Source organism: Lysinibacillus sp. K60 (assembly GCF_019731275.1).
GTDB lineage: Bacteria > Bacillota > Bacilli > Bacillales_A > Planococcaceae > Lysinibacillus > Lysinibacillus capsici.
This window is the reverse complement of the sequence record NZ_JAASJR010000003.1, coordinates 580064-604888: the sequence shown is the minus strand read 5'-3', so window position 1 is coordinate 604888 and position 24825 is coordinate 580064. Positions and strand designations below refer to the sequence as shown.

Here is a 24825-nt window from a genome sequence, read left to right as displayed (position 1 = left end):
TACCCTAGAAATGAATACGCTGACCATACTGATCAATGAGCGCATCGTTATTATTTCCCCCTAAATTATTGCTACCAAACACTGGTACACGAGCGCCCTGTGCATGCATAAGCTCAATGATTTGAGCGAATAAAGCATTTAATAAAGTCGCACCTAACACCGTTGAAACAGGGGCATATTGCAATTGGTCAACGCTTAACACACCATCACCTAATGGCACATGCGTATTCAATACTTCATCTACTACTTGCTCTAAACGCTTTCCTGACGGATGGCGCGATGGCTGGTGCTGATATTCCAGTGATTGCAGTGAAATGGTCAAAGCGCCCGCTTCCTTTGCATATATAGCCATATCAATGGGCGCTGGATTATTGGCAGAGGTCGAAATGATGATACAAACATCTCTTTCATCAAATTGCAGCTGATCCTTATAGGAGGCTAAAAAAGCCTGTTTTTTTTCATTTTGTGAGGATTGCCGTGCACCCTGATGTAGCATTAACGATTCTATGTGTATCGGTTTGACAGGCACTAAGCCACCTGCTCTGTAGTAACATTCCTGTGCTAATAGCATGGAATGACCAGAGCCAAAGAGCTGGATAATGCCCCCCTTTGTAAGACGTTTACCAATTTGCTTGGCAATATGCATAAGCTGGTTGCTTTCCTGCTGTGCCATCATTGTTAAATATTGATTGACTTGTTGAAAATAGGTATTCATGTTCTATCACCTTTTCATTTCCATCGTTTCATGCCAGATGTTTGTACCTGCTGCATATTAGTGACTATTGTCCGCTTGAATTTACATCATATAAGACCTTGCCCGCCTTAATCGTTTGATGGAGCCTTAGATGGTCATCTAAAATCACCGCGTCCGCATCATAGCCTTGTACAAGCTGACCCTTATTACCTAGCTTCAATTGCTCGGCAGCATTATAGCTGGACATTTTGACAAGCTCCTCCAGCGTACAATTCGTAATGTGATGCATATTCCGTACAGCCTGATCCATTTTTAAAATACTGCCTGCTAACGATCCATTTGACAAATGAGCACCTGCTTCTGTCACATGAACTGTTTGACCGCCTAAATCATATGCACCGTAGGGCATTCCCTTTGCGCGCATCGCATCGGTAATTAAAATAAGCCCGTCTGCTCCCTTTAAGCGGTAGGCCATTTCCACCGCACCTTCATGCATATGGATAAAGTCAACAATCAGTTCTGCCTTAATCGCATCTAGTAGCAGGACACCACCAACTACACCTGGATCTCGATGGTGGAATGGACGCATTTGGTTATATAAGTGTGTCCCCTGTGTGGCACCTAGTTGAGCGGCTTGTTGCATTTGCTCAAAGGTAGCATCCGAGTGACCAATTGAAACAATGACACCGCTAGCAGAAATACTTTGCACAGCTGCCATGCCATTCGGTTCTTCTGGTGCTAGCGTAATTTGCTTAATTTTATGGCCACTTAGTTGCTGCCATTTTGTCCATATATCCAAATCTAGCTCGACAATATATTCAAGAGGCTGTGCCCCTGCTCGCTGCTTCGAGACAAATGGCCCTTCGATATGAATACCCAGTACCTCTGCTTCATCTGGCTGTGGCTGAAACTGTGCCACATTTTCAATAGCTCGTTCAATGTTGTCATAGCTTTGTGTCATCGTTGTAGCTAAAAAGCTTGTCGTTCCTTCTTTTAAAAGGGATTGAGCCATCGTATGGAGCCCTTCATCAGAAGCATCCATCGTATCCATTTGAGCGGACCCATGAATGTGCAGATCAATAAATCCTGGCAATAAAAATTTCCCTGAACCATCAAGCTGTTCGACATCGTGGATATCAAGCTGAGGAGCAATTTGAGCAATTTTACCATCCTTCATCCATACATCTACCTGTTCTTCTCGTCCATTGCCATTTACTACTGTGATATTTCGAATGATTAAACTCAAGAAAAACATCTCCTTCTTGAACAAGGGCTGTCGAAAAGGCATCCGTGTGCAATAGCATTGCCTCTGTATACCTTCGCTAACAGCCCCATTAGTCGTTACTTCTTCATTGTAATAATATTCGTTGAGCCTGCTCGTTGATAGCCAGTCTTTTCAAGTGTTATCGCTTGCCCCATTAAGCTTGTGAAGACGACTGGTGTGATGACAGAAGGTACTTGACCTTCAATCTGTACAAGGTCTGCTTTTAATAACGCATCCCCACGCTTAACTTTTTGACCATCTGTCACGAACAGATCAAAACCATCACCATTTAGTTTGACCGTATCTAAGCCAACATGAATTAATACTTCAATGCCCGTATCAGATTTTAAGCCGATTGCATGCTTTGTTGGGAACACCATCACTACTTGACCATCGAATGGTGCATAGACTGCTCCATCTGTTGGACGAATCCCGAAACCTGGGCCCATCAAGCCTGCTGAAAATGCCTCATCAGGCACTTCTGTTAAAGGTAATAAATCGCCAGTCATTGGCATTTCGAAATCATGGAATGTCAACATGTCATTCTTCACTGTTTCTTCTAGGACAGGCTGTGCTGTTGGAAGTCCTGCATTGGCTGGTGCTGGATTGCCTTTTTTCAAACGTTCTTTTATGGCTTCAGCTAAAAACTCAACAGATGTCCCAATGATTACTTGGACATTGGTTTTACTGATACGCATAACACCTCTTGCACCTGTTTGCTTCAATGTTTTTTCATCGACGCTAGCAGAATCCTGTACTAATAAACGTAGGCGAGTTGTACAATAATCCACTTGCTTAATATTGTCTTTTCCACCTAATGCTTCAATTGTATAATATGCACGTAAATCGACATCATTAGCAATAGCATTTACTTCGCCATCCTCATCCTCATCGTCTTCACGTCCAGGTGTTTTTAAGTCTAATTTTTTGATTAAGAAATAGAATACTACAAAGTAAATCGCCCCAAAGCCTAAACCTAAAGGTAATAAGAGCAATGGTTTATCTGCCAGACCAAGGTTGAGTAAGTAGTCAATTAAGCCTGCGGAGAAGCCAAAGCCGTCACGGAATCCAACAAGATAGGCCACAGCCAATGAAATACCTGTTAATACCGCATGGATACCATAAAGAACTGGTGATAAGAACATAAAGGAAAATTCAATAGGCTCTGTAACACCCGTTAAAAAGGCTGTTAAAGCGATGGAAACGAACATCCCTCCAACGATTGGACGCTTTTCTTTTTTCGCCGCAAAATACATTGCTAGACAGGCTGCTGGTAAGCCAAACATCATGATTGGGAAGAAACCAGCTTGGAAATGTCCAGCTGATGTGTCTCCTGCTAGGAAGCGGTTGATATCCCCTTTCACGATTTCGCCTGCAGCATTTGTAAATTCACCGAAATCAAACCAAATAATTGTATTGATTACATGGTGGAGACCCACTGGAATTAATAGACGGTTGAAGAAGCCATACATCCCTACGCCAAGTGATCCTGCACCGATCATCCAATTGCCGACAGCATCAATGCCACCCTGAATTGGTCCCCAAACGATCGCTAAAATACTACCTAAAATGGCCATGGTGATGGACGTAATAATCGGTACAAAGCGCCGTCCACCGAAGAATGATAACCATTCTGGAAATTTCACATTATAATATTTGTTATATAATAAGCCTGCCGTAATACCGGCAATAATACCACCAAACACACCCATATTTAATTCTTCGTTAACAGTCCCTAAAACGGCGACTAAAACAAGATGCGCAATCGCACCCGCTAGAGCTGCACCGCCACTACTATCATGTGCAAACCCCATCGCAATACCAATCGCAAAAATAATTGGTAAATTCCCTAGTATAGCATTACCAGAAGCGGCCATAATACTAGCAATGTACTGGATGGCTTCATTCGGTACGGCCCCAAGCATATCCGCTGAACCTAAACGCAATAGTAATGCTGCTGCTGGTAAAGTTGCGATTGGAAACATGAGCGACTTACCGATTTTTTGTAAGAAAGCAAACATTCATTATCCCCCTTTGGTATAGTTGTCTAGACCACTTTAGTAAAAAAAAGCGTTTTCACTAAGTTGCTATTATTATAGGCGCAATTCAAAAAAAAATAAATACTTTTTTAATATTTCGTGATGTTAAACAAAAAAACCGCACCCTAATTCGAAATTAGGGCACAGTTCTTCTATAGCTTATGCCGTGACATCACGTTTCATAAAGGTTGAATAACTAATGACAAGGAAAACTACTGCGTAAATAGCAAGTACTGTTAATGAGAAGGGCAACGTCACATCAGCAATCATGGAGCCACCACCATGCTCATACTGTGTTAAATCAGAATGTGTGAGCCAAATATATTTGACGATGTCGTAGCGGCTTAAGAACATAACAATCATGCCGCCTGTAAAAGAAAGGAACATCGTTAAACCAATTGCTAAAGAGCTTGAACGGAATACTGAACCAATCAAAAAGGCAAATAATGTAGACATCACAAAATCACCACCAGATAATAGGTAATGATAGGCTAAATCACTCCATACGGCCTTTTCAACGACCTGCCCATTGACCATTTCTAATTCCACACCTGTTCCCATGCCGAACAAGACTAAGCCGATAAGGGCACTTACCACAACATTCACCACATACAATAACAAACCAAAAAGAAATGTTGTCAGTAATTTAGACGTCAACACTTTTGCACGGGACATTGGGCGCGTTAAGAGCATTTTAATCGTCCCTGTTGAAAATTCGCTCGATACAATACTAGCTGCGGTAATGACTGTAAATAAAGTGACAAGCGTTAGCATACCGCTTGTAAAGGACATAAAGCTTGCAAGACTACTATCTTTTTGACTTGGTGCATCATTCGCTAAACGATATTCAGAAATAGCCATCTGCTCTTGAAAGTAAGCTTTATCTTCCTCCGTTAAATCTTCACCTGCTAGCGTCTCTTTATAGGATTGAATGGCCTCCTGCTCTATGTCTTTCCAGGAGCCTTCCGTCGGGGATTTTACTTCATAATATTTGGTGATTCCAGCAGGAACAAGAATGACAAGAATCAGCATGGCCACCATTGCCCATGTTCCTTTTTTATGCCATAATTTCATCCACTCATTTTGAATTAGCTTCAGCAATTTGTCCGCCTCCAGTCATTTCTAAGAATTGATCCTCTAATGTTTTTTGATGTGGCTGTACGGCAAATAATTGAATACCTGCTTGGACTAGTTGTGTAGTCATAGCCGGGACATCCTCTTTCTTCATTTCCACCACATAGCCCTGATTCTCTGCTACAAAGTTAAAGTCACGCTGTTCCAGATAAGCAGACACCTGCTCTTTTGGCTCTGCCTCCACATAATAAAACGATGAGCTTTCATTGTGAATATCGCGCAGATCAATCAGCTGCCCATTTTGAATCACGGCCACTCGATCACACATCAATTCAATTTCTGATAATAAGTGACTTGAGACAAAGACAGATACGCCCTCTTCTGAAGCAATCTTACGCAGGTACATACGAAACTCACGAATCCCAGCAGGGTCTAAGCCATTCGTCGGTTCATCTAAAATCAAAAATTTCGGTCTGTGCAATAACGCCTGGGCTAATCCTAGTCGCTGTCTCATACCAAGTGAATACGTAGAGACCTTTTCATGTATACGATTTTCGAGCCCAACCTGTTGAATGACCTCCTGAATTCGTTCCTTCGTTACATTTTTATGCATACGTGCAAAATGTAGTAAATTTTTATAGCCTGACATAAATTTATACATTTCTGGATTTTCAACAATCACACCAACTTTACTAATGGCTTCCTCATAATGCTCCTTAAGTGAAAGCCCGTCGATGATGACATTGCCCTCTGTTGGATGCATAAGCCCTGTCATCATTCGGATCGTTGTTGTTTTCCCCGCTCCATTCGGTCCTAAAAATCCTGTAATTTGGCCTGGATATAAATCAATGTTTAACTTTTGAATTAATTGCTTGCCTCGAATAGTTTTCGATAAATTTTGCAATTGTACAATCGGTTCTGTCATATTTTTCACCCTTTCTAATCTATTTCGCCTGAGCATTATGCAGTCTGGCACGACAACATTGCTTTATTGACGATTCTTTCTTCACCTTTAGCTGTCAATATTTTTTACTGAAGGCCGATAAAATCCTTTCATCCACTCAACTGCATCCTTATTAGCCACATCGCGTAATGTTTCCACGTTCTCATAGGCCATGATTGATCCTGCCTGCAATAAAATAATTTGATCTAAAATAGGCTCTACCTCATATAATTCATGTGTGGATAGCAAGATCGTTTGATTTTCGATGTCCGTAAATTGAATTAAGCCTTTAATCAGCTGCTCTCTCACAATAGGGTCTAGCCCAGCAAATGGTTCGTCCATGATATAATAAGGAACCTCTCGCCCAAGGGTTGCAGCCATTTTCATACGACCACGATTACCCTTTGATAATTGGCGTAGCTTTGTGCGTGTATCTACCTGTAAAAATTGTGCGACGATACAGGCCTTATCATAGGAAAAATCTTCAAACTGCGAAGCATAATGCTGGAAAAGCTGTTCACCCGTGTAGTACTCAAAAAACAAATCTGTATCTGGTAAATAAGCAATTTTGTCAGCACTTCTACGTGTGACTGGTTCACCCTCTAGTGTGATCTCACCAGCAGTGGGTCGCAGTAAACCAGCTAAAACTTTCATAAGCGTAGATTTACCACTACCATTTTCCCCAACTAGTCCAATGATTTGTCCAATCGGAAAGGAAAAGGATAGATCCTGTAAAACTGGCTTTTTCTTATATTGAAAAGATACATTTAATAGCTGTAACATCCCTTCACCTCACGCTTTATTTTTCAAAACCACCAGCATTTCTTCCTTTGAAAAGCCTAATGCCTCAATTGATGTTAAAAAATTTTCAGCCAGCTGATTTTTCATCTCTTCCCGCAATAACTCAATGCGCTCCTCATTGCTCGTAATAAATGTACCCTGTCCTCGTTTGGTTTCCGTTATATTCATTGCCTCTAACTCCTTGTATACACGTTGCACCGTATTGACATTGACACCTGTTTCTACTGCATATTCTCGAACGGAGGGAAGTCGATCACCTAGCTGCAACTTCCCCTTCAAAATGTCTCCACAAATTCGATCGACAAGCTGGCTATAAATGGGTTTGTCACGCGAAAAATCCATCGTCATCGTAAAACCACCCTTTCAAGCCACTTCGATGCTGCTAAAAACAGCAGTAGTAGTAATAACGTAATGGCTACTTCCTCAACGACATAAATCGAGCCAAGCATCCATTCCATCGTCATTTCTTTCCCTGTTGGTAGATATTGTTCGATGCTTTGAAGCGAAACCTCTCCATGGAGGAAGATCGTTCGATACAGCTGACTCTCCGTTACCCGCACCCAACCAGCTGTGGTTACATAAAACGCAATCATTGTCAGCACAATCGAAAAACGACCTATTACGCGCTTTAATTGTAAATAAAAAGCTAAAAAGAATAAAAGAATGATAAATAGCATTAATTGTAAAATCGTCAATATAATAACAACTATTACCAGAACCAATAAAATTTGTCCAGCGCTGGCAATCAGCTCATCCTTAATATTGAAAATGGCTATACTCGTAAAAAGGATAGTGAAGAGGACATATCCTACTAATGAGCAAACCAATTTTGCGCCGATAAGCTTTGTGATGGAGCTTGTTGAATGGAGCCAGCTCTCCTTTGCTTTAATATCCAATCGCATCGATGCCAAAAATTGTAAAACAGAATAAAATCCTCCTAGAAAAAGGACGAGTATCGTAAATGCAAATGCTAGTTGATGCTCATGTGCAAAGAGATTGACATACTGATGTAGGATATAGGGAACGATCCAAGATAGCATAAGTCCCATAAATATCCCTACTAGAAACCATGAGCGATAAAGTACCCATTCTTTTTTTAAAAGTCCTGTAAAGCTTTTCAATCACAACACCTCGTGTCATAGTGTACTAGTTACATATTACACTATAACTTTTTTGTTGGCAAGTGGTAAATACAAGAAAAAGGAAATTTTGTTTACTCAACAATTACGCTTATGCTCAAAGAAGGTATTCACCTATTAAACACAGAATATATGGATAGCACTCTAACACTAAGCGTAAGGTGGTACTTGAATGGATAAAAGAGTTGTCTTTGATTTTGAAATTGAATTTACCAATGGTGGTGGCCTACAAGGGCAGGATTTTCGCCTTGATATTGATGGAGATGACATATCGGACGAAGAGCTAGCTAAGTATATTGTGGAAGATATGAGGTTGCTCATGGTTGGCAAGGTAACGATCCTAAACAAAAAAATTATGAATGAAAAACATAAACGAAAACCTCTTGATGAGCAAGAAAGGATATGAAGCTCGTTGAAAGCGATACTATTTGATTTAGATGATACCTTACTTAATCGAGATCATGCTGTCGATAACCTGTTTTATATTATTTTGGAAAAATACTATGGTGCTATTCAGGGTATGCTCAAAAAGGACATACTGGAAAAATTTAAGGAATACGATAAAAGAGACTATGGGATTGCCGATAAAACCAATGTTTTATCATCGTTTTTTGATGCGTTTCCATCAACCTTTCAATTGCCTCGCCATGACATGCAAGATTTTTGGGATCAGCAGTTTCCATATTGCTTTTCTATCGATCAACATACGTTGAAGGTTCTCCAAACGATTAAGAAGCAAGTACAAGTTGGCATCATCACAAACGGCTCTACACAGCGACAAAGGGCTAAAATCACACATACAGGTTTAGCTAGCTATTTTGATGTTATCCTTATTTCTGAGGAAGTAGGCTTAACTAAGCCTGACAAACGCATATTCGAATTAGCCTTAAATCAGCTTCATGTACAACCAGAAGAAGCCCTATTCGTTGGGGATGACCTAAAAAAGGATATCGCTGGTTGTCAGCAAGCAAGGATGAAAGGCATATGGTTCAATCCTCATCGCCTCACGAATCCAACTGACATTAAACCTGATGCCGTGATTCATTCATTTGATCCATTAATAAAAGGAAGAGCCCTGTTTAACTAGGACTCTCCCTTTGACTGTTACACCATTTTCCCTACTACTTTTACCTTTAATCTGGTTGCATTTTCTGGATGATACGCGAGAGGTGTTTCTTCTACTTCCACTAGCTCAATGGTATCCTCAAGAGCACCTGCTAATACGGCTTGTTTCACAGCCTTGTTTTGTGCATCTTTTAAGGATTCCTCACGCGATTCTTTGGAATATATATAAATCTGCTCATATTGACCACTAATTTGTGCAATCGAGGCACCGATGGCATTCGCTACACCACCGTACTCAGATTTTACAATTGTGGAAACGCCTCGAATTTTGTCTGGTACAATAATTCCACCACCTCCTACTAAGACTAGTGACACATCCTCTGAGGAAGTTTTCATCTTATCAATCGCCTGCTCCAGTAACGAAGAAATTTCTTCTTGAACAGCTTTGGCAAAGGCTTCATCAATATGTGCAACTAACGTGCAATCGCCTACCTCTGCTAAGCCTAAACGGACAGCGATATCTGTTGTCGTTAAGGTCGAGCCACCGAAAACAAGGGCCTCCTCACTGATTTTATAGCCTACACTATCCGGCCCAACTGTAATTTTGTCACCATTCACACGAACAATACTACCCCCGCCCAGTCCGACTGAAATAATATCTGGCATCCTAAAGTTTGTCCGAATGTCCCCCACTTCAACTGCGACCGAGGATTCTCGCGGGAAACCATCCTGTAATACACCGATATCTGAAGTGGTACCTCCAACGTCCAATACCATAGTGTTTTGAATTTGGGATAAATACGATGCTCCACGGATACTATTGGTTGGTCCACAGGCAATTGTTAAAATTGGGAATTGCTTGGCGTAATCGATAGACATTAATGTACCGTCATTCTGGCATAGATAAACCTCTACATCAAAAATGCCTTCTGCTTGTAACGCCTGTATAAAGCCCTGTGTTGTTGTCTCAATCACCTTACATAATGCAGCATTCAGAATCGTAGCATTTTCACGTTCAATTAACCCGACTGAACCTATTAATGAGGAGCAGGAAATCGGGAATTCCTCACCATAGACTTCTTGAATCCATTCACGAACCTGCAATTCTTGATCATTTTTAATAGAGGAAAAGACACCAACAATTGCAATGGATTCCACTTGACTACGCCATTCCTCTAGTAGTTTTGTAATTTCCTGTTGATCAAGCGCACTTAATAATTGGCCGTCATATTCATAACCACCACGGGCAATGGCATAATGACCAGATAATTTATCAATCATATCGGCTGGCCAAGCTGTATAAGGGAGCACGGAAGCCGTCGCTGGATAACCTAGTCGAATGACACCCACCTTTGCAAGCTTTTTACGTTCCACAATGGCATTGGTGCATTGTGTTGTCCCTAACATCGCATGGGTAATTTTTGCTTTATCGATATTTGCACCCTCTAGTAATTGTTGCAGTGACTTTTCAATTCCCGTTTTAATATCTAAGCTTGTAGGTGATTTCACACTGTAAATAAGCTGGCTATTATGGTCTAAAAGGATGGCATCTGTGTTTGTTCCACCTACATCGATTCCAATCTTATACATGCTCTGCTACCTCCTTTTTCACCAATTCCTCAATTGGCGTATACTCATATTCATAGCCAAAGTATTTGGGTCCAGCTGTTTCAATACCCTTTGCTGTACGCCATTTTTCATGTGCTGGTAAGCCAATCACACGCACACGTTTACCATATTTTAAGCTCTCTGTTGTAACAGGCAATAAGGTTTCATAATCCACCAAACAAATTAAGTCTGGTGTCATGGCTATAACCTGCTCGTTTTTCTCAGCTAATAAGTTTTCATTTTGGAAATGAACCTTCATTTGATCATTTTTATAAGATTCAATACCTTCAAGATTCATTTTACCTAGGTTAAAGCCACCTTTCGTTTCACGAATAACATCCACTATTTTTCCTTGGAAAAGCTCATATCCTTCCACAAGCTTTAAAAGGCTTTGTAGCTTATCGTTCACCTCTTGATCTTTCGAGGCAATAACTTCACCGATTTTTTCAGAAAGCGTCACTATATGATGAACACCGCTTTGTTTAATTTGTGCACCCGTTGTTGGGTAGAGGCTCACTAAGGAACTAGCGCCCATTTCTACTGTTGCTGTTCGGGCGATACGCTCGGTCCATTTATTATCAATCGTTTCAAAAATACCAATATTCCCTTTTTCATCGGTGATGGCCATTGGCGTTGCTGAAATCCCATCTAAGTGGAATGTCACCATTTGTAATTCTGGAAATGCACGCCCCATGCCATCACAATCAATCAATGGTAAGCCAAGTTGTGCAGCTACTACAATAGGAATCATCGAATTGACCCCACCTGCTTCCATTGGATAGGTGCCTGCAATTTTTTCTTTACCCAAATATTGCGCGAGCTTTTGGAAAACCTTAACAAACTCACCGCCACGTGGAAATTTTTCTACTAAAACCGATGGCGCCCCCATCATTGCGGCAGGAATGAAAAAATCATCATCCGCAATTTCATCCACTGAATACAACTTTACAGGGCCATTTTTTTCGATGGCAGAAAGCGCCATTAATTTTCCAATATAGGGATCTCCTCCCCCACCTGTTCCTAGAAATGCTGCCCCAATGGCAATATGTTCAATAGCTGCTTGATCTAAATATCTCATCTATGTTCCTCCAATATGACCGTTTTTTGTACAGATACACGATACCCAACATAATAAATCACGAATGAAATAATGATGCCAATCATCGGTTGGTTTGGTAGTGCTGGCAATGCAGGGAATAAGGAGAATACCACTGGCATACAGGCAATGACAGCTCCTACTAGCCAAGAAAATACACCTAATCGATTGACCCCTTCCACTTCATGCCAGCTATCTGCTTTGCCCTTATGAATGACCCAGTAGGAAGCAATCATCACCCCTGCAACAGGCGGAATCATCGCCGATAAAATTGACATGATGGGTGTAAAATAATTTAAAATCCCCACAACGGCTAAGATTGTGCCAATTGTACCCGCCACACCTATGGCTAATCGTTCTTTGTTTTTCGCAACATCAAATACATTAATTAACGCAATTCCACCTGAAATTGCATTGACCAAGTTGGTTTTCCATGTTGCTAAAATCAGACCCACTCCACCAATAAAGGGTGTTGCGATATGCAGAAAGACTGCTGTAATATCACTTGTTTGATAGGCAATCGTTAAGACAGCTCCCACAGCAATCATTAGCACTCCTGCGGGAATAATCCCTAATGTAGCGGCTTTGAAAACGTCTGAACGTTTTTTGGAAAATTGCGAATAATCACCCGCTATAACAGCCCCTAATGCAAAGGACCCAATCGTTACAGCTAAACCATCCATAAAGTTCATATTGCCCTGTGGCTGATAATCGCGAATGAGTTGCAGTTGCTCACCAGTTAATATTTGGCCTAAACCGTACAGGCAAATGATGACGAGCAATGGTACGGCGATATAGCTTAAAATACGCAACACTTTCATCCCATAAAGTGCGGATACGACCATGACCATACCACTAATGAAGGAAGCGATTGGAATGGGTATATTCAAATGATAGATTGCTAATAAATTTGCTAAGGCTACGCCACACACATTGGCCTGAATGCCAAACCACCCTAAGCAAGCAATAGCTAAGATAATGGATAATATTGTACGAGAGCCCTTTTTACCAAACACCTGTCCTGCTATATGGACAGTGGGCTTTCCTAAATCACTGCTTTGCATGCCTTGCAAGATCATGATGATCACGACAATAGCATAGCCTACAAAAGCAACAGCCAGTGCCTTTGATAAACTCATATTGGTAATCAGTGCGTTACCGACTAATAAACTGGGAATACAAATCATGGCGCCAGCCCAAATAATGCCTAAGCTATACCAAGATTGACCTTTATTTTCATTTTGCATGTGACTCCCTCCTTATTTGGTGATGGATTAATGTTTTTAATTATAGAAGATAGGTAAGAGTCGAGTCTTTTGCGCAAATGAAAAAAATAATCTGAAATTTTGTTCAAAATGACAAAATTTCAGATTATTCTAATCATTAATCAATCGATATAGCATGCAAGCCATATAGGCATCATAAAATTCCGAATACACGGTAACATCTGTGCCAATCAGCTCACTAATTTTTTTGATGCGGTATTTCACCGTGTTTTTATGGATATAGAGGAGTTCTGCACAGCGCTCCACACTAGCATTTGCATCTAATAAAAAGGTTATCAATGTCTGCAAGGAATCATGGTCGCGTAAAATGGGTTCAATTACAGACAAATATTCTTCAATCATTTCTTCGCCCTGCTTACTGACATCAATTGCCCTTTTCATGGAGCGCACTTCCGCTGCAGTAAACAATTTCCGCATCGGATAAATCGTATGGGCTTTGTCCCCCACCTGATTGACCAATTGATACATTTGACGAACAGACTTTGTATTTCTCATTTTAGGTGCATAAACAATTTCTGCGATTTGGGCGTCATACTGAGTCGTTTCACTATATTCAATGGCAATTTCAAACTCATGATGCTTATAAAAGCAATTGCCTACCAATACAATCATACAATGGTCAATGCATTGGATGACTCTTGTTTGATAATATTTGGACAGTTGCTCTTCTAATTCATCGCGAATTCTTTTTTCTTCTGCTAACTCATGGATGTAGACAAGCCACATCATTTGAATCGCGGAAACATCAATATGAAGGAGATTGGCTAATCTTCTCATTTTCTCCCCCTCATCATTGATAATAGCTTTAACTAAGGCATATTCACTAACCTCATCATGCTTGTCTCCCCATAAATTTATAGCTACTTGCACAACCTCACTTACTTTTTCAATTGTCTTAGCAGGTAATTTTGTATTTTCTTTAATCAGAAATAAAAATAGCGGCTCACCATTTTTTTGGTGTACTCTTTTATAGTCTACGACACAGGCGACATCACTTCTTAGTAGCTCAAGCTTGCCTGCTTCTCTCTGAAAATTGGATTGGGAGCATTGTTCAATGACATTCGCTACATCTAATGATGAATTTCGTGGCCACATCACTTGGTTCACAATCTCAAAATGACTATTAGTGAGCACAATATTAGCCTTCAAACGATCTGAAAGCATTTTTAGTGTAATTTCAACACTTCTTAAATGCTCAGGTAGTAACGATACTTTTTCTAATGTCTCTTTGACAAAATGATCATTAACGCCTTGATTACTAACAATCGCTTCCATAACCTCATAAATAACCTCGTTATAGCGCAGTGAATAATCATTTCGCGGCATACAAATGATAATAAAGCCTTGCGCCTCCGCTAACGCAAGCACTTCCTGTGGAATATCAGGCAATACAATGCCGACATAATATAAAATAAGCCCCAGCTCTCCTAAATCATGTAAATGCTGAATCGTTTCACATTGCTGCTCCACACTATCTCGAATGGAGTAAAAAGAGCTAATGACAAGCTCCTCTGCATACCATTCCTCCTGTACACGGTTAATAATTTTCGAATAAAAATCAACATTCGATACCTCTAATACAGATAGAGATGATACGGTACGATGCAGATTATCTCGCCCTGTTAACACCTCTGCCCCTCGAAAAGATGGCAATTGTAATAATTCATTGACCGTTACCCCATGTTCCACCACCACTTTTCTTTACAACTCTTTTGAAGAAGAATACCATATCCCCTACTATCTTTCAAAATACAGTTTCTCTCTATTTTAACTGGTAGCTTGTTAGTGTTAAAATAGTAATTAAATGGATAAGATGAGAGAGGAAAATGAGGATGTCTAATCAGACAAAAAAAGAGACAACCGTTGGTACAAAAATCCGACATAGTCTACAGGCAGATTGTCAAAGCTGTTTTGGCTTGTGCTGTACCGCTTTAAATATTTTGGCTTCTAGTGATTTTGCCATCAATAAACCAGCAGGCACGCCATGTCCTAATTTGCAGGATAACTATAGCTGTCACATACATAGTCAGCTACGAGAGACTGGTTTTAAGGGCTGTACCGTTTTTGATTGCCTAGGCGCAGGTCAACAGGTTTCACAGGTGACATTTCATGGACAGGATTGGCGACAATCTCGTGAGCATGCGGACAAGATGTTTCATGTTTTTCCCATTATGGAACAGCTTTACGAAATGATTGCGTATGTGGCGGAGGCTTTGTCCTATCAGGTGGATAATATGCTTTATGAACAGCTTCTTGCTCAATTGAAGCACTTACAGCAGACCATAGCTCAGGATGCAGATACATTATTAGCCTTGGATATGGTAGCTATTCGTATGCCGATCAATGCACTATTGCTCCAAACTAGTGAACAAATTCGCCAGCACAGTGTGAAGGGAAAGGCTTCTAGAAACTTGAATCAACGTGGGGCTGATTGGATGGGCAAAAATTTAAAAGGCAAGGATTTACGAGCGACTGATCTAAGGGGGAGTTATTTAATCGCAGCAAATCTTCAAGATGCGAATTTACAAGGAGTAGATTTCATCGGAGCTGATTTACGAGATGCCAATTTACGCGGTGCTGATCTCTCCACAAGTCTGTTTCTAACCCAAATGCAAATCAACGCCGGACAAGGGGATCGTTCGACTAAATTACCTTCTTATATAAAACGACCTGCTCATTGGCAATAAAAAAGGTAGATGGCGTTTTACGCTCATCTACCTTTTTCTTTAGGCTTGTTTCTTTTTATAGAGCACAGTAGCCGCCACTAACACGAGTAAAATAGACTGCCCTATGATTGTTTCCACTGTTGGATAGAAGCCAATCAAGCTAATAACAGGTAAGCCATCAACAATCATTGTGGACAGATTATCTGTCAGCTGCAAAGTATGCAGACTGACCCCAATAATTTTAAAGGCTAGCACGTAAATTAAAATGGTTGCTACTGCAAAAAATTTGTGAATTGGAATTTTACCACTTGCTTTAAATAACACGACTGCAAGTACAGCAAGAATGAGTAGTGCAACCACAATCCCAAGAATAAACTGTGACGTTTCCATTTTTGGTGCAATCCCCGCATAAAAGACAAGCGTTTCTGCACCTTCACGGAAGACCGATAAAAAGCTAATCATAGCCATCGCAAAAATAGAGCCACTCGAAATGGCATTACCCATTTGTTTGGAAATATAGCGATTCCAGCTGACCACGCTTGATTTGCTATGTAGCCAGATACCAACACCGATCATCATCGCTGCAGCAACTAGCCCTACATACCCTTCCATTAACTCGCGATTCGTATCAATTGTTGCCGAATTTAAAATCGTCGACATAAGAATGGCTGCAATAGCAGACAATAGAACGCCGACAAACGCGCCGGCATAAATCCATTTGCGCATCTTGTTCTGCCCTGATTTATTGAGGAATGACACTAAGGCTAAAATAATCAGTAATGCCTCTAGCCCTTCCCGTAATAAAATTAACGCAGCGTCCCAAATTGTGTAATCGGAATCCCCTTGAATCAGCTCAATCTCAGTGCGGAATGTATTTAATTGCTTGGTAATTGCTTGCTGATCGACGTTGGATTTTAATAGATCACTCGCGATCATCGGCATATCACTTTCAATTTTCGTATAAAGACTACTATTACGTGTGGAGATTTCAATTTCTACACTTGGCCAAATGGTAATAAACTCACGTATTTTATTTGAAGCTGCCTGGTAATCACCTGCATCCAGAAAATCATTGGCCTCATCTATATAGGCAATTAATGTAGCTAAAGAATACTCTCCCTCTACCACGTCGGCTGTTTCTTTGCCAGCTACAAAATCCTCAATCGTTTGCTTTAAATCATCGAATTGAGATTGCATAAGCGCTACATCAGGCTCCTCAGCAGAAATAGAGATACGAAGAAATGCCATTTGTGTTTCGATTTGCCCGTACATTGCGATACTTTGTTCACGCACAGGTCGCTCATTTTTATTCCATTTACTATTAAAATCTTTGTAGGCTTCATCAATGGCCTGAATATCACCACTTGCTAATGCTTTTTCAAAGTCTGCCATGATCGGCTTAAATTTTTGCCCAAATTCTGCTCGCTGTGCCGCTTCATCCACTGGATTTTCAAGCTTTTCTAATGCACGCAATGCATTCGATAGTGCTGATAGCGCCTCTAAACGCTCATCCTTGGACGTTGCCTCAGTAGCCTGTGCAAGGATTTCATCCACCTTTGCTTTTGCCTCTTTCTGCTCTGAAGATACTTTAGCCCAATCAACAGCAAATTGTTCAAGTGCCTGCTTGGCCTCCGCCTCTTTATCCTGCTTTGTATTCATCAGTGCATCACTAATCGCAATATAGAGATGACTATAGGATTGCGCAGCTTGTACAGGTAAAGCTAAAGTCAGCATAAGGACAATCACGATACTACAGCGCGTTAAAAAGTGCTTCACCTAAATAACTCCCCTTTTGTACACCAGGGAAGCAAGCAAACACGGCACTGCCTCGATGGGTAATGTACTCATTCATTTTATCCATACGCCCTAAGCTATTTTGGATGGTTGTAAATTGGGCTGGGTCCTTTTGAAAAGAGATAAAGATTAGCCCTGCATCATGTGTCCCTGTATTTGACATCACGCCTGATGCATAGGAATAAGAGCGTCGCAAAATACGCGCACCTGATTTCCGCGCCAAATGGACATGTGATGTATCAGGCATAATATAATTGCCCCTATCATCCTTTGCCTCTACATCAAAATCATCGAATTCCTTTGTTTTGCCAAAAGGTGCCCCACTATCGCGGTAACGGCCAAATGTTGCCTCTTGATCTTTCAATGATGTACGATCCCACGTTTCAAGATGCATTTGAACCTTACGCGCAATTAAATAAGAGCCGCCCTTTAGCCAGCCTTTATCCACCCACACGACCTCCTTTAAGTCTTTTTCATCGGTAATAGCTGGGTTTACCGTACCATCCTTGAAGGCGAAGAGGTTTCGTGGTGTCCCTCCACTAGCTGGAAACGAGTTAAAGCCCGCCTGTGACCATTTTATTTCTACTTTACCTGAAGCAGCTCGTACTAAATTACGAACTGCATGGAAGGCCACCTGCGGATCATCTGCACAAGCCTGAATACACAAATCACCACCTGTGTATTCTTTTTGAAGCTGATCTTTAGGGAAATGTGGTAAATCCTTTAGCTCCGCTGGTTTTAAATGCTGGATGCCCAGTTTATCGAATAATGAAGGTCCGACACCAATGGTAATGGATAGATTAGATGCATCTAAGCCCTCTGCCTCTCCAGTATCCCCAGTTGGCACTCTTGTATTTGTCGATACATCGACCATGACTTCACCGTTCATTAAACGCACAACAAGGGGTGTCCATTGCTGGAACAACGCTTGTAGTTCCTTCTTTGATGTCACTAATACATCTAAAGAAGCAAAATAAATATTCGTCTGTACAGGTGTCACAATACCTGACTGATGCTTGCCATAGAAATTGACCTTATTGCTAGCCGTCGTGCTATCTGCTACTGGCTCAAAGACATCATAGCCCATTGCTTTCATGACACCACCCAAGCCAGAGGCACCGATGGCAACACCTGCCACACCGATACCTGTTAGCTTTAACATATCACGTCTAGAAATTTTTTTATTTATAAATTTTTCCTCGTTTGACGTTGTCATTGTTTATGTTCACTCCAAAATGATACCCATTTGACTTAATGGTTCTCCAAGCTGATTCACCGCTGCTGCAAGTGCTTTTGTATTTTCCTCCGTTAATTCTTCGTAAGATATATAGCCACCATCAGCCGTTGCATGCTGTGCTAATAAATCGTCCACTGCTTTGAATTTTTCATCAAGTGTTGCCACTAATGTGGCATCTTTTGCTTCTAATTTTGAGCGTAAAATCTCAAAGATTTTTTCTGCGCCTTCAATATTTGCTTTAAAATCATAAAGGTCTGTATGAGAGTAAATTTCTTCCTCACCTGTAATTTTAGATGTTGATACTTCATTTAATAAATCTACTGCACCTGTAATCATTAAGTCAGGTGTCACTTCCACTGTTTGCACAAGCGCATGCAATTCCTTCGCATCTGCAAGAAGCTGATCTGCTACAGCCTCATAACCTTTTGTTGTATTTTCTTCCCAAAGTGCATACTCAAGCTTATGGTAGCCTGACCATTCTTCCTCACCTTTACCTTCTTCCTGAATATCTGCTAAACGTCCGTCGATACGAGGGTCAAGATCACCGAAACTTTCCGCAATTGGCTCAGAACGTTCAAAAAACATACGTGCTGGCGCATACGCTGCCTTTGCCCCTTCAATATCGCCTGCTTTGAATAGGTTCACAAATTTCTCTGTGTCAAGTAAAAATTGATCCATTTGCTCTAACGCAAATTGTTGATAGGCTGATAGTTCAGAAGATAAATCCATCTCTTTTGAAGCTTGCTCCGCCTGTTCTGTTGCAGGCTTATCTTCTTTTTTTACTTCTTCTGTATTGCCACAGCCAGCCATTAAAATGCCTCCTGCTACTAATACCGACAAAAATGATTTGTTTTTCATACTTCGTACCTACTTCCGAATTTGTTTTATATTGTGATGATAATGATTATCATCATCCATTGCAAGATATATTTTTGTAAATAGAAAAAAACGTCATTTTTCAGTTATTCTTTACGAACAACTAGAAAAAAGACGTTTTTTCTACAATATAATGATTCTAATCTACAAAATTTTTGCTTGTTTCAAATTTTCATATTTTCCATGTAAAAGGTAATAAAGCACAATCGACACTATAATAACAAAGACCATCGAAAAGAAAATCGAGCTGTAGCCCATAGATGGTACAAATAAGCCTAAGAAATAAGGCCCGACACCTAAGCCTAAATCATAAAAAATAAAATACGTAGATGTCGCAAGGCCTAAACGCTCATTTGGTGTTACTTTGATGGCAATTGCCTGTGCCACCGAGTTGAAGTTTCCATAGCCAATCCCGATACAAGCGGCAGCGATTAAAAAGGCAATCGTAGTGGTTGCTGAGCTAAAGGCATACATACCTATTGCAAACAACACTAAGCATGGATAGATAATTATATTCGCCCCTCTTGTATCAAGCAATTTCCCTGTAAATGGACGTGTAGCCAAAATGACAATGGCATAGATAATAAAGAAGTAGCTACCTGCTGATACTAAATCAAGCTCCTTTGCATAAAACGTCATAAACGACATCACACCTGAATAAGCAAAGCCAATCACAAGTGCCACAAAGGCAATCGGTACTGCGCGCATTTCAATAAAGTTCGTCACTTTAAAGCCTGCCTTTACAGCTGTATCCTTCGCTTTTTTCGGTGCATCTGGCACGGTCACAATGTAATACATAAAGAAACAAATAATCGCTAACACAGAATCAACTGCAAAAATCATACGATAATCTGCAAATAGCTGTGTTAATAATATGCCAACAAATGGGCCAATGGCTGTGGCTAAAATGGCGCTTAAGCTATAATAACCAATCCCTTCGCCACGACGCTCAGCTGGTAAAATTTGTGCAATAATGGTACCTGTTGCTGTACTTGCAATCCCTAGTGCAATCCCCTGTACTAAACGATTGATCATCAGCAGCGGTAAATTGCCTGCTATAAAATAAGACATTGTTGATAACATAAATAATAATAGTCCACAAAATAATGTTTTTTTGCTACCCCAGTCTCCAATAATACGCCCTGTCCCAAGACGACCTAATAGTGTCCCGATAATAAAAATACTCGATACAAGCCCCGCTGTACTTGTAGCGGCATTAAAATGCTCCACCGCATATGCTGCAATCGTAACCATTAATAAATAAAAGATTAACGTAATGGTAAAATTAATAAGTGAGACAATTAAAAAATCTTTTGTCCATAGTTTCTTTCTGGCTGCTTCCACGTTACTCTCTCCTATTGATTAATATTCATACAAATTCTTGCTAAAACCTGTGTCGCAATGTCAATATCTTGCTTTGGCACGCCTGCCAAAGCCTGCTCAAAAAACGGATTTAGATGCGACTTTATTTCCAGCACAAGCTCTTCCCCATGCTTTGATAGGTGTACCAGCTTTTCACGCTTATCCTTGCCCGTCATCGTTTCCACATAGCCTAGCTCCACAAGTTTATGTACAAGCTTCGTGACACTTGGCTTCTCTATAGACATGAAATTCGCGATATCAACAAATGAATGTGGACCCTTATCATTCAAGAAACGAAGCACTGCCCACTGCGAGCTATATAACTGATAGGGTTCAAGCTGCACATTCAGCTGGTTAATAAACGGCCGATACATTAAGCGGTACTGATTAAAAAATTCCTGTTCAATTGTCACACTATCACTTCCTTTTATATTAGTTAGCCTAGCTAACTATATACCTAAAAACTCTATTTGTCTAGTAGGAAATAAGCGAAACACCGCTCTTGGGGGTGTGTACTGCTAGAGTGGGATAATTGCTGAGTGGTATCCTTCACTTTTATTGCTCTATCCGCTACTTTCCTTATTCTATCCGTCACTTTCAGCATTCTATCCACCTACACGAAGCGTATCCTCCACTTTCTCTGTTCTATCCGCTACTTTCTTTGTTCTATCCGTCACTTTCAGCATTTTATCCACCTACTTCAAGCACCCTAACCCACTACAACACTAAAAGCTACAATTCAGACCGCTTGAATTGTAGCTCTTAGTTCGTTATTCCTTAATCCAATATTTCCGATGCTTTTTGACACCCTCCGCTTTCAATGGGAGTTGTTGCAACAACTTGTATGCTAAATCGGGAGAGTCAATGCCAAAGAATTCGCGGAAGCTTCGATTGGTCAGCTGCTGCCCGATTAGTAACCTGTAGTCCTCTAATGTTCGAAGCAATGCATCATCATCCACCAATCCACAGCGTGGGCACGTCCATTTGTTATAGTGATATGATAATCGCTGCCCATTATCACATTGTGGACATAGCACACCTTTCACTATTTCCTTGAGCGGCACCTCTACCTCTTTTTTCAACTTTGTGTGCAGGGATAATAGAAGGTTGACTAATTGTAAAAGATCAACTCTTTCTCTAGGTTGATAATGCTCCATCCATTTTTGTAAATAAAATCGTAACCCTGCCACATGAAAGATAGGCAGCCCCTCAAATCCCTTTGTCAAAATACCATTTCTCGTTGCCAATACCACCGCATGCAAAACTGGTAAATCGATGCGTTCCTTCTGTAATAGCTTCTTCATCCATACTACATGCCGGTCTAGCTGAAGAAATGGATCTGTCATGCCTTCGACCGTATCATCTGCGGTCGTACGTGTTAATTGAGCGAACGAAGCATCGTATGAAAGTTTGCCTGTAATATTTTTGATTTCTAGAATGAGTACAAAATGAGGACAGAGAAAGATGGTGTCCATTTGATGGGTAGAACCGAAGTCATTCATTGTTTGAAAGTCATGAAGAAAATAGTGAGGGATTGGTAAGTCTAGTTCAAGCCATTTTGCATCAACGAGCTGTTCACCAGCGAGTCCTGCTTGTAGGCGCCTTAAATGCTCACAATATAATGTGTATTTACTATGGGAAATAGGAAGTCTTTGTACAAGTGCCTCTAGCATCTTTTGCGTCTCTGATGTTTGACGTTCTAATAAAATCATCTAATCACCTCCTGCCATGATTATATAAAAAAAAGAACCTCAATGAATGAGGTTCCTAAAAACTTGCTATATAGAATGCCTAAAATAAAAATTTCCCTATTTTCGCTAAAACAAAAGTCTTTTCTTTCGAGCATCACTCAATTTTGATTAGTACTTTTCTAGACACTCTTCCGCAATAAATACAGAAAATAAGGTGCGCCAATAAATGCAACAACAATCCCAGCAGGAACCGTTGCACTTGCAATAGCAACACGTCCAATGGTATCAGCGAGCATTAGCAAGCTTGCGCCAATGAATAGCGTCAGTGGTAAAAAGAATTGGTAGCGTGGACCAACGAGCTGTTTTGCAATATGGGGAGCCATCAAACCGATGAAGGCTACGCCCCCTGTTACGGATACAGCGGCAGCCGCTAGTGCAACCGCAACAATTAATAATCGGAAACGTTCTCGCCCAATGTTCATACCAAGACCGACTGCTGTTTGCTCCGTCATGGCTAAGACGTTTAACACGTTGGCTTTATAGAAAATGTAAGGGATGCCCAGTACAAGCCAAGGCATTAGCGCCCAGAAAAATGGCCAATCTGTGCCCCACACATTTCCGGCTAGCCATTGTGCAATAAATTGTACATCGCTCCGTTCAGCAGAGGAGATTAATACCATCATGACCCCGGATAAGGCTGATGCTACGCCTACCCCTACTAAAATAAACTGCACAGGATGGACACCCTTATTACGCTGATAAGAGAAAAAGTAAATACCCAGTGCTGTCACAAAGGCACTACAAAAGCCGACAATCGGTAAAATATAGGCAAAGTGAGGAAGGTCGCCATCTACTAGCAAATAAAAGACAGTAATCCCAACACCTGCACCAGCACTGATACCTATAATTCCTGGGTCTGCTAAATCATTACGGGTTACGCCCTGCAATACGGCCCCTGCCAGTGCTAATGCCATACCCGCAGACGCTAGCACAAACATTCTAGGTAAACGGACTGAAAAGAGCACAAAGGACTCTTTAAAACTACCATCGCCCAGTAAGGTTGGAAGAATTCGGTCAATAGAAACCGAAGCAGCACCTAATGAAATCCCTAGAATAAAAATGAACAAGGTTACCACAAGCCATATGAGTAACCATTTACGTTGTTTTTTGCGACCTTCTTTAAACAAATTGACGTCCTCCCTTCCGCACTAATAATAGGAAGAATGGAAGACCTAAAATCGAAATAATAGCGACAACTGGCGTTTCATAAGGTGCGTTAATCATGCGCCCTGCAAAATCAGCCAACACCATAAACCAGCCACCAACAATGGCGCTCATCGGTAAGACAAAACGATAGTCTGTCCCAACAAACGCGCGGACAATATGCGGTACCATTAAGCCAACGAAAGCTAGATTTCCGACGAGGGCCACAGCAGAGCCTGCCAGAATAACTACAACGAACATCATTACACCCTTTACGAGCGTAGTATTTTGTCCGACACCTACTGCTACTTCCTCATTTAAGCTTAAAATCGTTAATTGACGACTAAAAGCAAATGAAAGCAGTAAGCCAATAATAATAACGGGTACGATCAATAATGCCTGCCATGTTGTGCCAATGAAACCGCCACTTGTCCACATGGATACATCCTTGGAAATTTGAAATAAAATGCCTGTCCCTTCAGCGATTGCCTGTAATAATGCTGTGACAGCTGCACCAGCTAAAACAAGCTTTAAAGGGGAAAAGCCTTTTTTAGTAGAGGCACCAATCCCATAAACTAACATCATTCCGATTCCCGCTCCAACAAAGCAGGCTAAAATTAACGTATAATACGAGAATTTAGGGATGAATGCCATTGTTAAAGCAAGGGCAGCATTTGCCCCTGCCGTTAAACCAAGCAGCCCTGGATCAGCTAATGGATTTCGTGTAACCCCTTGCATAATCGCCCCAGCGACAGCGAGGGCACTCCCAACAAAAATAGCTGCAATGATACGAGGAAATCGAATTTCACGTAAAATCGTGTAATGTTTACCTCCACTTTGTCCGACAATTGCTTGAAAGACATCTTGAATGCTTGTATTCGCTGCCCCTAAGCACAGCGAGATACTGGCAGTACCAATTAATACAAGCAATGCAAGCAATACCTGAAGCCAAAATGGAAGCTTTCGAAACTTTGTCATTCGCCTTCG

General features: G+C 40.9%; 23 protein-coding genes. 3 read left to right on the top strand and 20 right to left on the bottom strand.

What is annotated here, in order from left to right; genetic code table 11:
* Positions 1 to 4: 4 nt before the first annotated feature.
* The 8 genes from HCH28_RS10290 to HCH28_RS10255 all read right to left on the bottom strand — a co-directional run bounded on the left by HCH28_RS10290 (position 5) and on the right by HCH28_RS10255 (position 7936).
* Positions 5 to 715, bottom strand: a complete 711-nt coding sequence (locus tag HCH28_RS10290; RefSeq protein WP_221680858.1) for a sugar isomerase domain-containing protein — start codon at positions 713 to 715, stop codon at positions 5 to 7.
* A 64-nt stretch (positions 716 to 779) separates the two neighbouring features.
* Positions 780 to 1940, bottom strand: coding sequence for an N-acetylglucosamine-6-phosphate deacetylase (gene nagA, locus HCH28_RS10285; protein WP_221680857.1), 1161 nt, complete (start codon positions 1938 to 1940; stop codon positions 780 to 782).
* Positions 1941 to 2035: 95 nt separating this feature from the next.
* A complete protein-coding gene (gene nagE, locus HCH28_RS10280) occupies positions 2036 to 3979 on the bottom strand; it encodes an N-acetylglucosamine-specific PTS transporter subunit IIBC (protein WP_221680856.1) in 1944 nt (647 codons plus the stop codon).
* 177 nt (positions 3980 to 4156) lie between these two features.
* Positions 4157 to 5098, bottom strand: coding sequence for an ABC transporter permease (locus tag HCH28_RS10275; protein WP_004229314.1), 942 nt, complete (start codon positions 5096 to 5098; stop codon positions 4157 to 4159).
* Complete coding sequence (locus tag HCH28_RS10270; protein WP_221680855.1) at positions 5076 to 5996, bottom strand: ABC transporter ATP-binding protein; 921 nt, start codon at positions 5994 to 5996, stop codon at positions 5076 to 5078. The genes HCH28_RS10275 and HCH28_RS10270 overlap by 23 nt, the downstream gene beginning before the upstream one ends.
* An 87-nt stretch (positions 5997 to 6083) precedes the next feature.
* Positions 6084 to 6797, bottom strand: coding sequence for an ABC transporter ATP-binding protein (locus HCH28_RS10265; RefSeq protein WP_221680854.1), 714 nt, complete (start codon positions 6795 to 6797; stop codon positions 6084 to 6086).
* 9 nt (positions 6798 to 6806) lie between these two features.
* Positions 6807 to 7163 (bottom strand): GntR family transcriptional regulator, encoded by a 357-nt coding sequence (locus HCH28_RS10260; protein WP_004229320.1) that lies wholly within the window; start codon positions 7161 to 7163, stop codon positions 6807 to 6809.
* On the bottom strand, positions 7160 to 7936 hold the full coding sequence (locus tag HCH28_RS10255; RefSeq protein ID WP_221680853.1) for a hypothetical protein: 777 nt from the start codon (positions 7934 to 7936) through the stop codon (positions 7160 to 7162). The genes HCH28_RS10260 and HCH28_RS10255 overlap by 4 nt, the downstream gene beginning before the upstream one ends.
* Before the next feature lie 190 nt (positions 7937 to 8126).
* On the opposite strand from HCH28_RS10255, the gene HCH28_RS10250 reads away from it, so the two are divergent.
* Both HCH28_RS10250 and HCH28_RS10245 read left to right on the top strand, forming a co-directional pair.
* Positions 8127 to 8360, top strand: a complete 234-nt coding sequence (locus HCH28_RS10250) for a cyclase (protein WP_221680852.1) — start codon at positions 8127 to 8129, stop codon at positions 8358 to 8360.
* A 6-nt stretch (positions 8361 to 8366) separates the two neighbouring features.
* The gene (locus HCH28_RS10245) at positions 8367 to 9041 is read left to right on the top strand and encodes an HAD family hydrolase (RefSeq protein ID WP_221680851.1); all 675 of its coding nucleotides are present in this window, start codon (positions 8367 to 8369) and stop codon (positions 9039 to 9041) included.
* A gap of 17 nt (positions 9042 to 9058) precedes the next feature.
* On the opposite strand, the gene HCH28_RS10240 is transcribed toward HCH28_RS10245, so the two are convergent.
* The 4 genes from HCH28_RS10240 to HCH28_RS10225 form a co-directional block, all read right to left on the bottom strand.
* Positions 9059 to 10609 carry a hydantoinase/oxoprolinase N-terminal domain-containing protein gene (locus HCH28_RS10240; protein WP_221680850.1) on the bottom strand — a complete coding sequence of 517 codons (1551 nt, stop codon included), beginning with the start codon at positions 10607 to 10609 and terminating at the stop codon, positions 9059 to 9061.
* The gene (locus HCH28_RS10235) at positions 10602 to 11705 is read right to left on the bottom strand and encodes an S-methyl thiohydantoin desulfurase family protein (protein ID WP_221680849.1); all 1104 of its coding nucleotides are present in this window, start codon (positions 11703 to 11705) and stop codon (positions 10602 to 10604) included. Before HCH28_RS10235 ends, HCH28_RS10240 begins: the two co-directional genes overlap by 8 nt.
* The gene (locus HCH28_RS10230; RefSeq protein WP_221680848.1) at positions 11702 to 12970 is read right to left on the bottom strand and encodes a cytosine permease; all 1269 of its coding nucleotides are present in this window, start codon (positions 12968 to 12970) and stop codon (positions 11702 to 11704) included. The genes HCH28_RS10235 and HCH28_RS10230 overlap by 4 nt, the downstream gene beginning before the upstream one ends.
* A 129-nt stretch (positions 12971 to 13099) precedes the next feature.
* Positions 13100 to 14704, bottom strand: coding sequence for a PucR family transcriptional regulator (locus HCH28_RS10225; protein ID WP_221680847.1), 1605 nt, complete (start codon positions 14702 to 14704; stop codon positions 13100 to 13102).
* 137 nt (positions 14705 to 14841) lie between these two features.
* Here HCH28_RS10225 and HCH28_RS10220 point away from each other — a divergent pair, with 137 nt between their 5' ends.
* Positions 14842 to 15696 carry a pentapeptide repeat-containing protein gene (locus tag HCH28_RS10220; protein WP_221680846.1) on the top strand — a complete coding sequence of 285 codons (855 nt, stop codon included), beginning with the start codon at positions 14842 to 14844 and terminating at the stop codon, positions 15694 to 15696.
* 39 nt (positions 15697 to 15735) lie between these two features.
* Here HCH28_RS10220 and HCH28_RS10215 read toward each other — a convergent pair whose 3' ends face one another.
* The 8 genes from HCH28_RS10215 to HCH28_RS10180 form a co-directional block, all read right to left on the bottom strand.
* Positions 15736 to 17451, bottom strand: coding sequence for an FTR1 family iron permease (locus HCH28_RS10215; RefSeq protein WP_221680845.1), 1716 nt, complete (start codon positions 17449 to 17451; stop codon positions 15736 to 15738).
* Positions 17426 to 18685, bottom strand: a complete 1260-nt coding sequence (gene efeB, locus HCH28_RS10210) for an iron uptake transporter deferrochelatase/peroxidase subunit (RefSeq protein WP_221680844.1) — start codon at positions 18683 to 18685, stop codon at positions 17426 to 17428. Before efeB ends, HCH28_RS10215 begins: the two co-directional genes overlap by 26 nt.
* A gap of 9 nt (positions 18686 to 18694) precedes the next feature.
* Positions 18695 to 19564, bottom strand: coding sequence for an iron uptake system protein EfeO (gene efeO / locus HCH28_RS10205; RefSeq protein ID WP_221680843.1), 870 nt, complete (start codon positions 19562 to 19564; stop codon positions 18695 to 18697).
* 162 nt (positions 19565 to 19726) lie between these two features.
* Positions 19727 to 20926, bottom strand: a complete 1200-nt coding sequence (locus HCH28_RS10200) for an MFS transporter (protein WP_221680842.1) — start codon at positions 20924 to 20926, stop codon at positions 19727 to 19729.
* An 11-nt stretch (positions 20927 to 20937) separates the two neighbouring features.
* Positions 20938 to 21357, bottom strand: a complete 420-nt coding sequence (locus tag HCH28_RS10195) for a MarR family winged helix-turn-helix transcriptional regulator (RefSeq protein WP_054550884.1) — start codon at positions 21355 to 21357, stop codon at positions 20938 to 20940.
* A 357-nt stretch (positions 21358 to 21714) separates the two neighbouring features.
* Entirely contained in the window at positions 21715 to 22656 is a 942-nt protein-coding gene (locus HCH28_RS10190; RefSeq protein WP_221680841.1) for an NERD domain-containing protein, read from the bottom strand.
* Positions 22657 to 22814: 158 nt separating this feature from the next.
* The gene (locus tag HCH28_RS10185; RefSeq protein ID WP_221680840.1) at positions 22815 to 23822 is read right to left on the bottom strand and encodes a FecCD family ABC transporter permease; all 1008 of its coding nucleotides are present in this window, start codon (positions 23820 to 23822) and stop codon (positions 22815 to 22817) included.
* Positions 23815 to 24816, bottom strand: coding sequence for a FecCD family ABC transporter permease (locus HCH28_RS10180; RefSeq protein ID WP_048390305.1), 1002 nt, complete (start codon positions 24814 to 24816; stop codon positions 23815 to 23817). The genes HCH28_RS10185 and HCH28_RS10180 overlap by 8 nt, the downstream gene beginning before the upstream one ends.
* Between the last annotated feature and the right edge of the window lie 9 nt (positions 24817 to 24825).

Bases quoted from the DNA above. Each gene is read 5' to 3' on its own strand.
- HCH28_RS10290 (WP_221680858.1), bottom strand. From the start codon at position 715: ATGAATACCTATTTTCAACAAGTCAATCAATATTTAACAATGATGGCA.
- nagE (WP_221680856.1), bottom strand. From the start codon at position 3,979: ATGTTTGCTTTCTTACAAAAAATCGGTAAGTCGCTCATGTTTCCAATC.
- HCH28_RS10270 (WP_221680855.1), bottom strand. From the start codon at position 5,996: ATGACAGAACCGATTGTACAATTGCAAAATTTATCGAAAACTATTCGA.
- HCH28_RS10265 (WP_221680854.1), bottom strand. From the start codon at position 6,797: ATGTTACAGCTATTAAATGTATCTTTTCAATATAAGAAAAAGCCAGTT.
- HCH28_RS10260 (WP_004229320.1), bottom strand. From the start codon at position 7,163: ATGACGATGGATTTTTCGCGTGACAAACCCATTTATAGCCAGCTTGTC.
- HCH28_RS10250 (WP_221680852.1), top strand. From the start codon at position 8,127: ATGGATAAAAGAGTTGTCTTTGATTTTGAAATTGAATTTACCAATGGT.
- HCH28_RS10240 (WP_221680850.1), bottom strand. From the start codon at position 10,609: ATGTATAAGATTGGAATCGATGTAGGTGGAACAAACACAGATGCCATC.
- HCH28_RS10235 (WP_221680849.1), bottom strand. From the start codon at position 11,705: ATGAGATATTTAGATCAAGCAGCTATTGAACATATTGCCATTGGGGCA.
- HCH28_RS10230 (WP_221680848.1), bottom strand. From the start codon at position 12,970: ATGCAAAATGAAAATAAAGGTCAATCTTGGTATAGCTTAGGCATTATT.
- HCH28_RS10220 (WP_221680846.1), top strand. From the start codon at position 14,842: ATGTCTAATCAGACAAAAAAAGAGACAACCGTTGGTACAAAAATCCGA.
- efeB (WP_221680844.1), bottom strand. From the start codon at position 18,685: ATGACAACGTCAAACGAGGAAAAATTTATAAATAAAAAAATTTCTAGA.
- efeO (WP_221680843.1), bottom strand. From the start codon at position 19,564: ATGAAAAACAAATCATTTTTGTCGGTATTAGTAGCAGGAGGCATTTTA.
- HCH28_RS10190 (WP_221680841.1), bottom strand. From the start codon at position 22,656: ATGATTTTATTAGAACGTCAAACATCAGAGACGCAAAAGATGCTAGAG.
- HCH28_RS10180 (WP_048390305.1), bottom strand. From the start codon at position 24,816: ATGACAAAGTTTCGAAAGCTTCCATTTTGGCTTCAGGTATTGCTTGCA.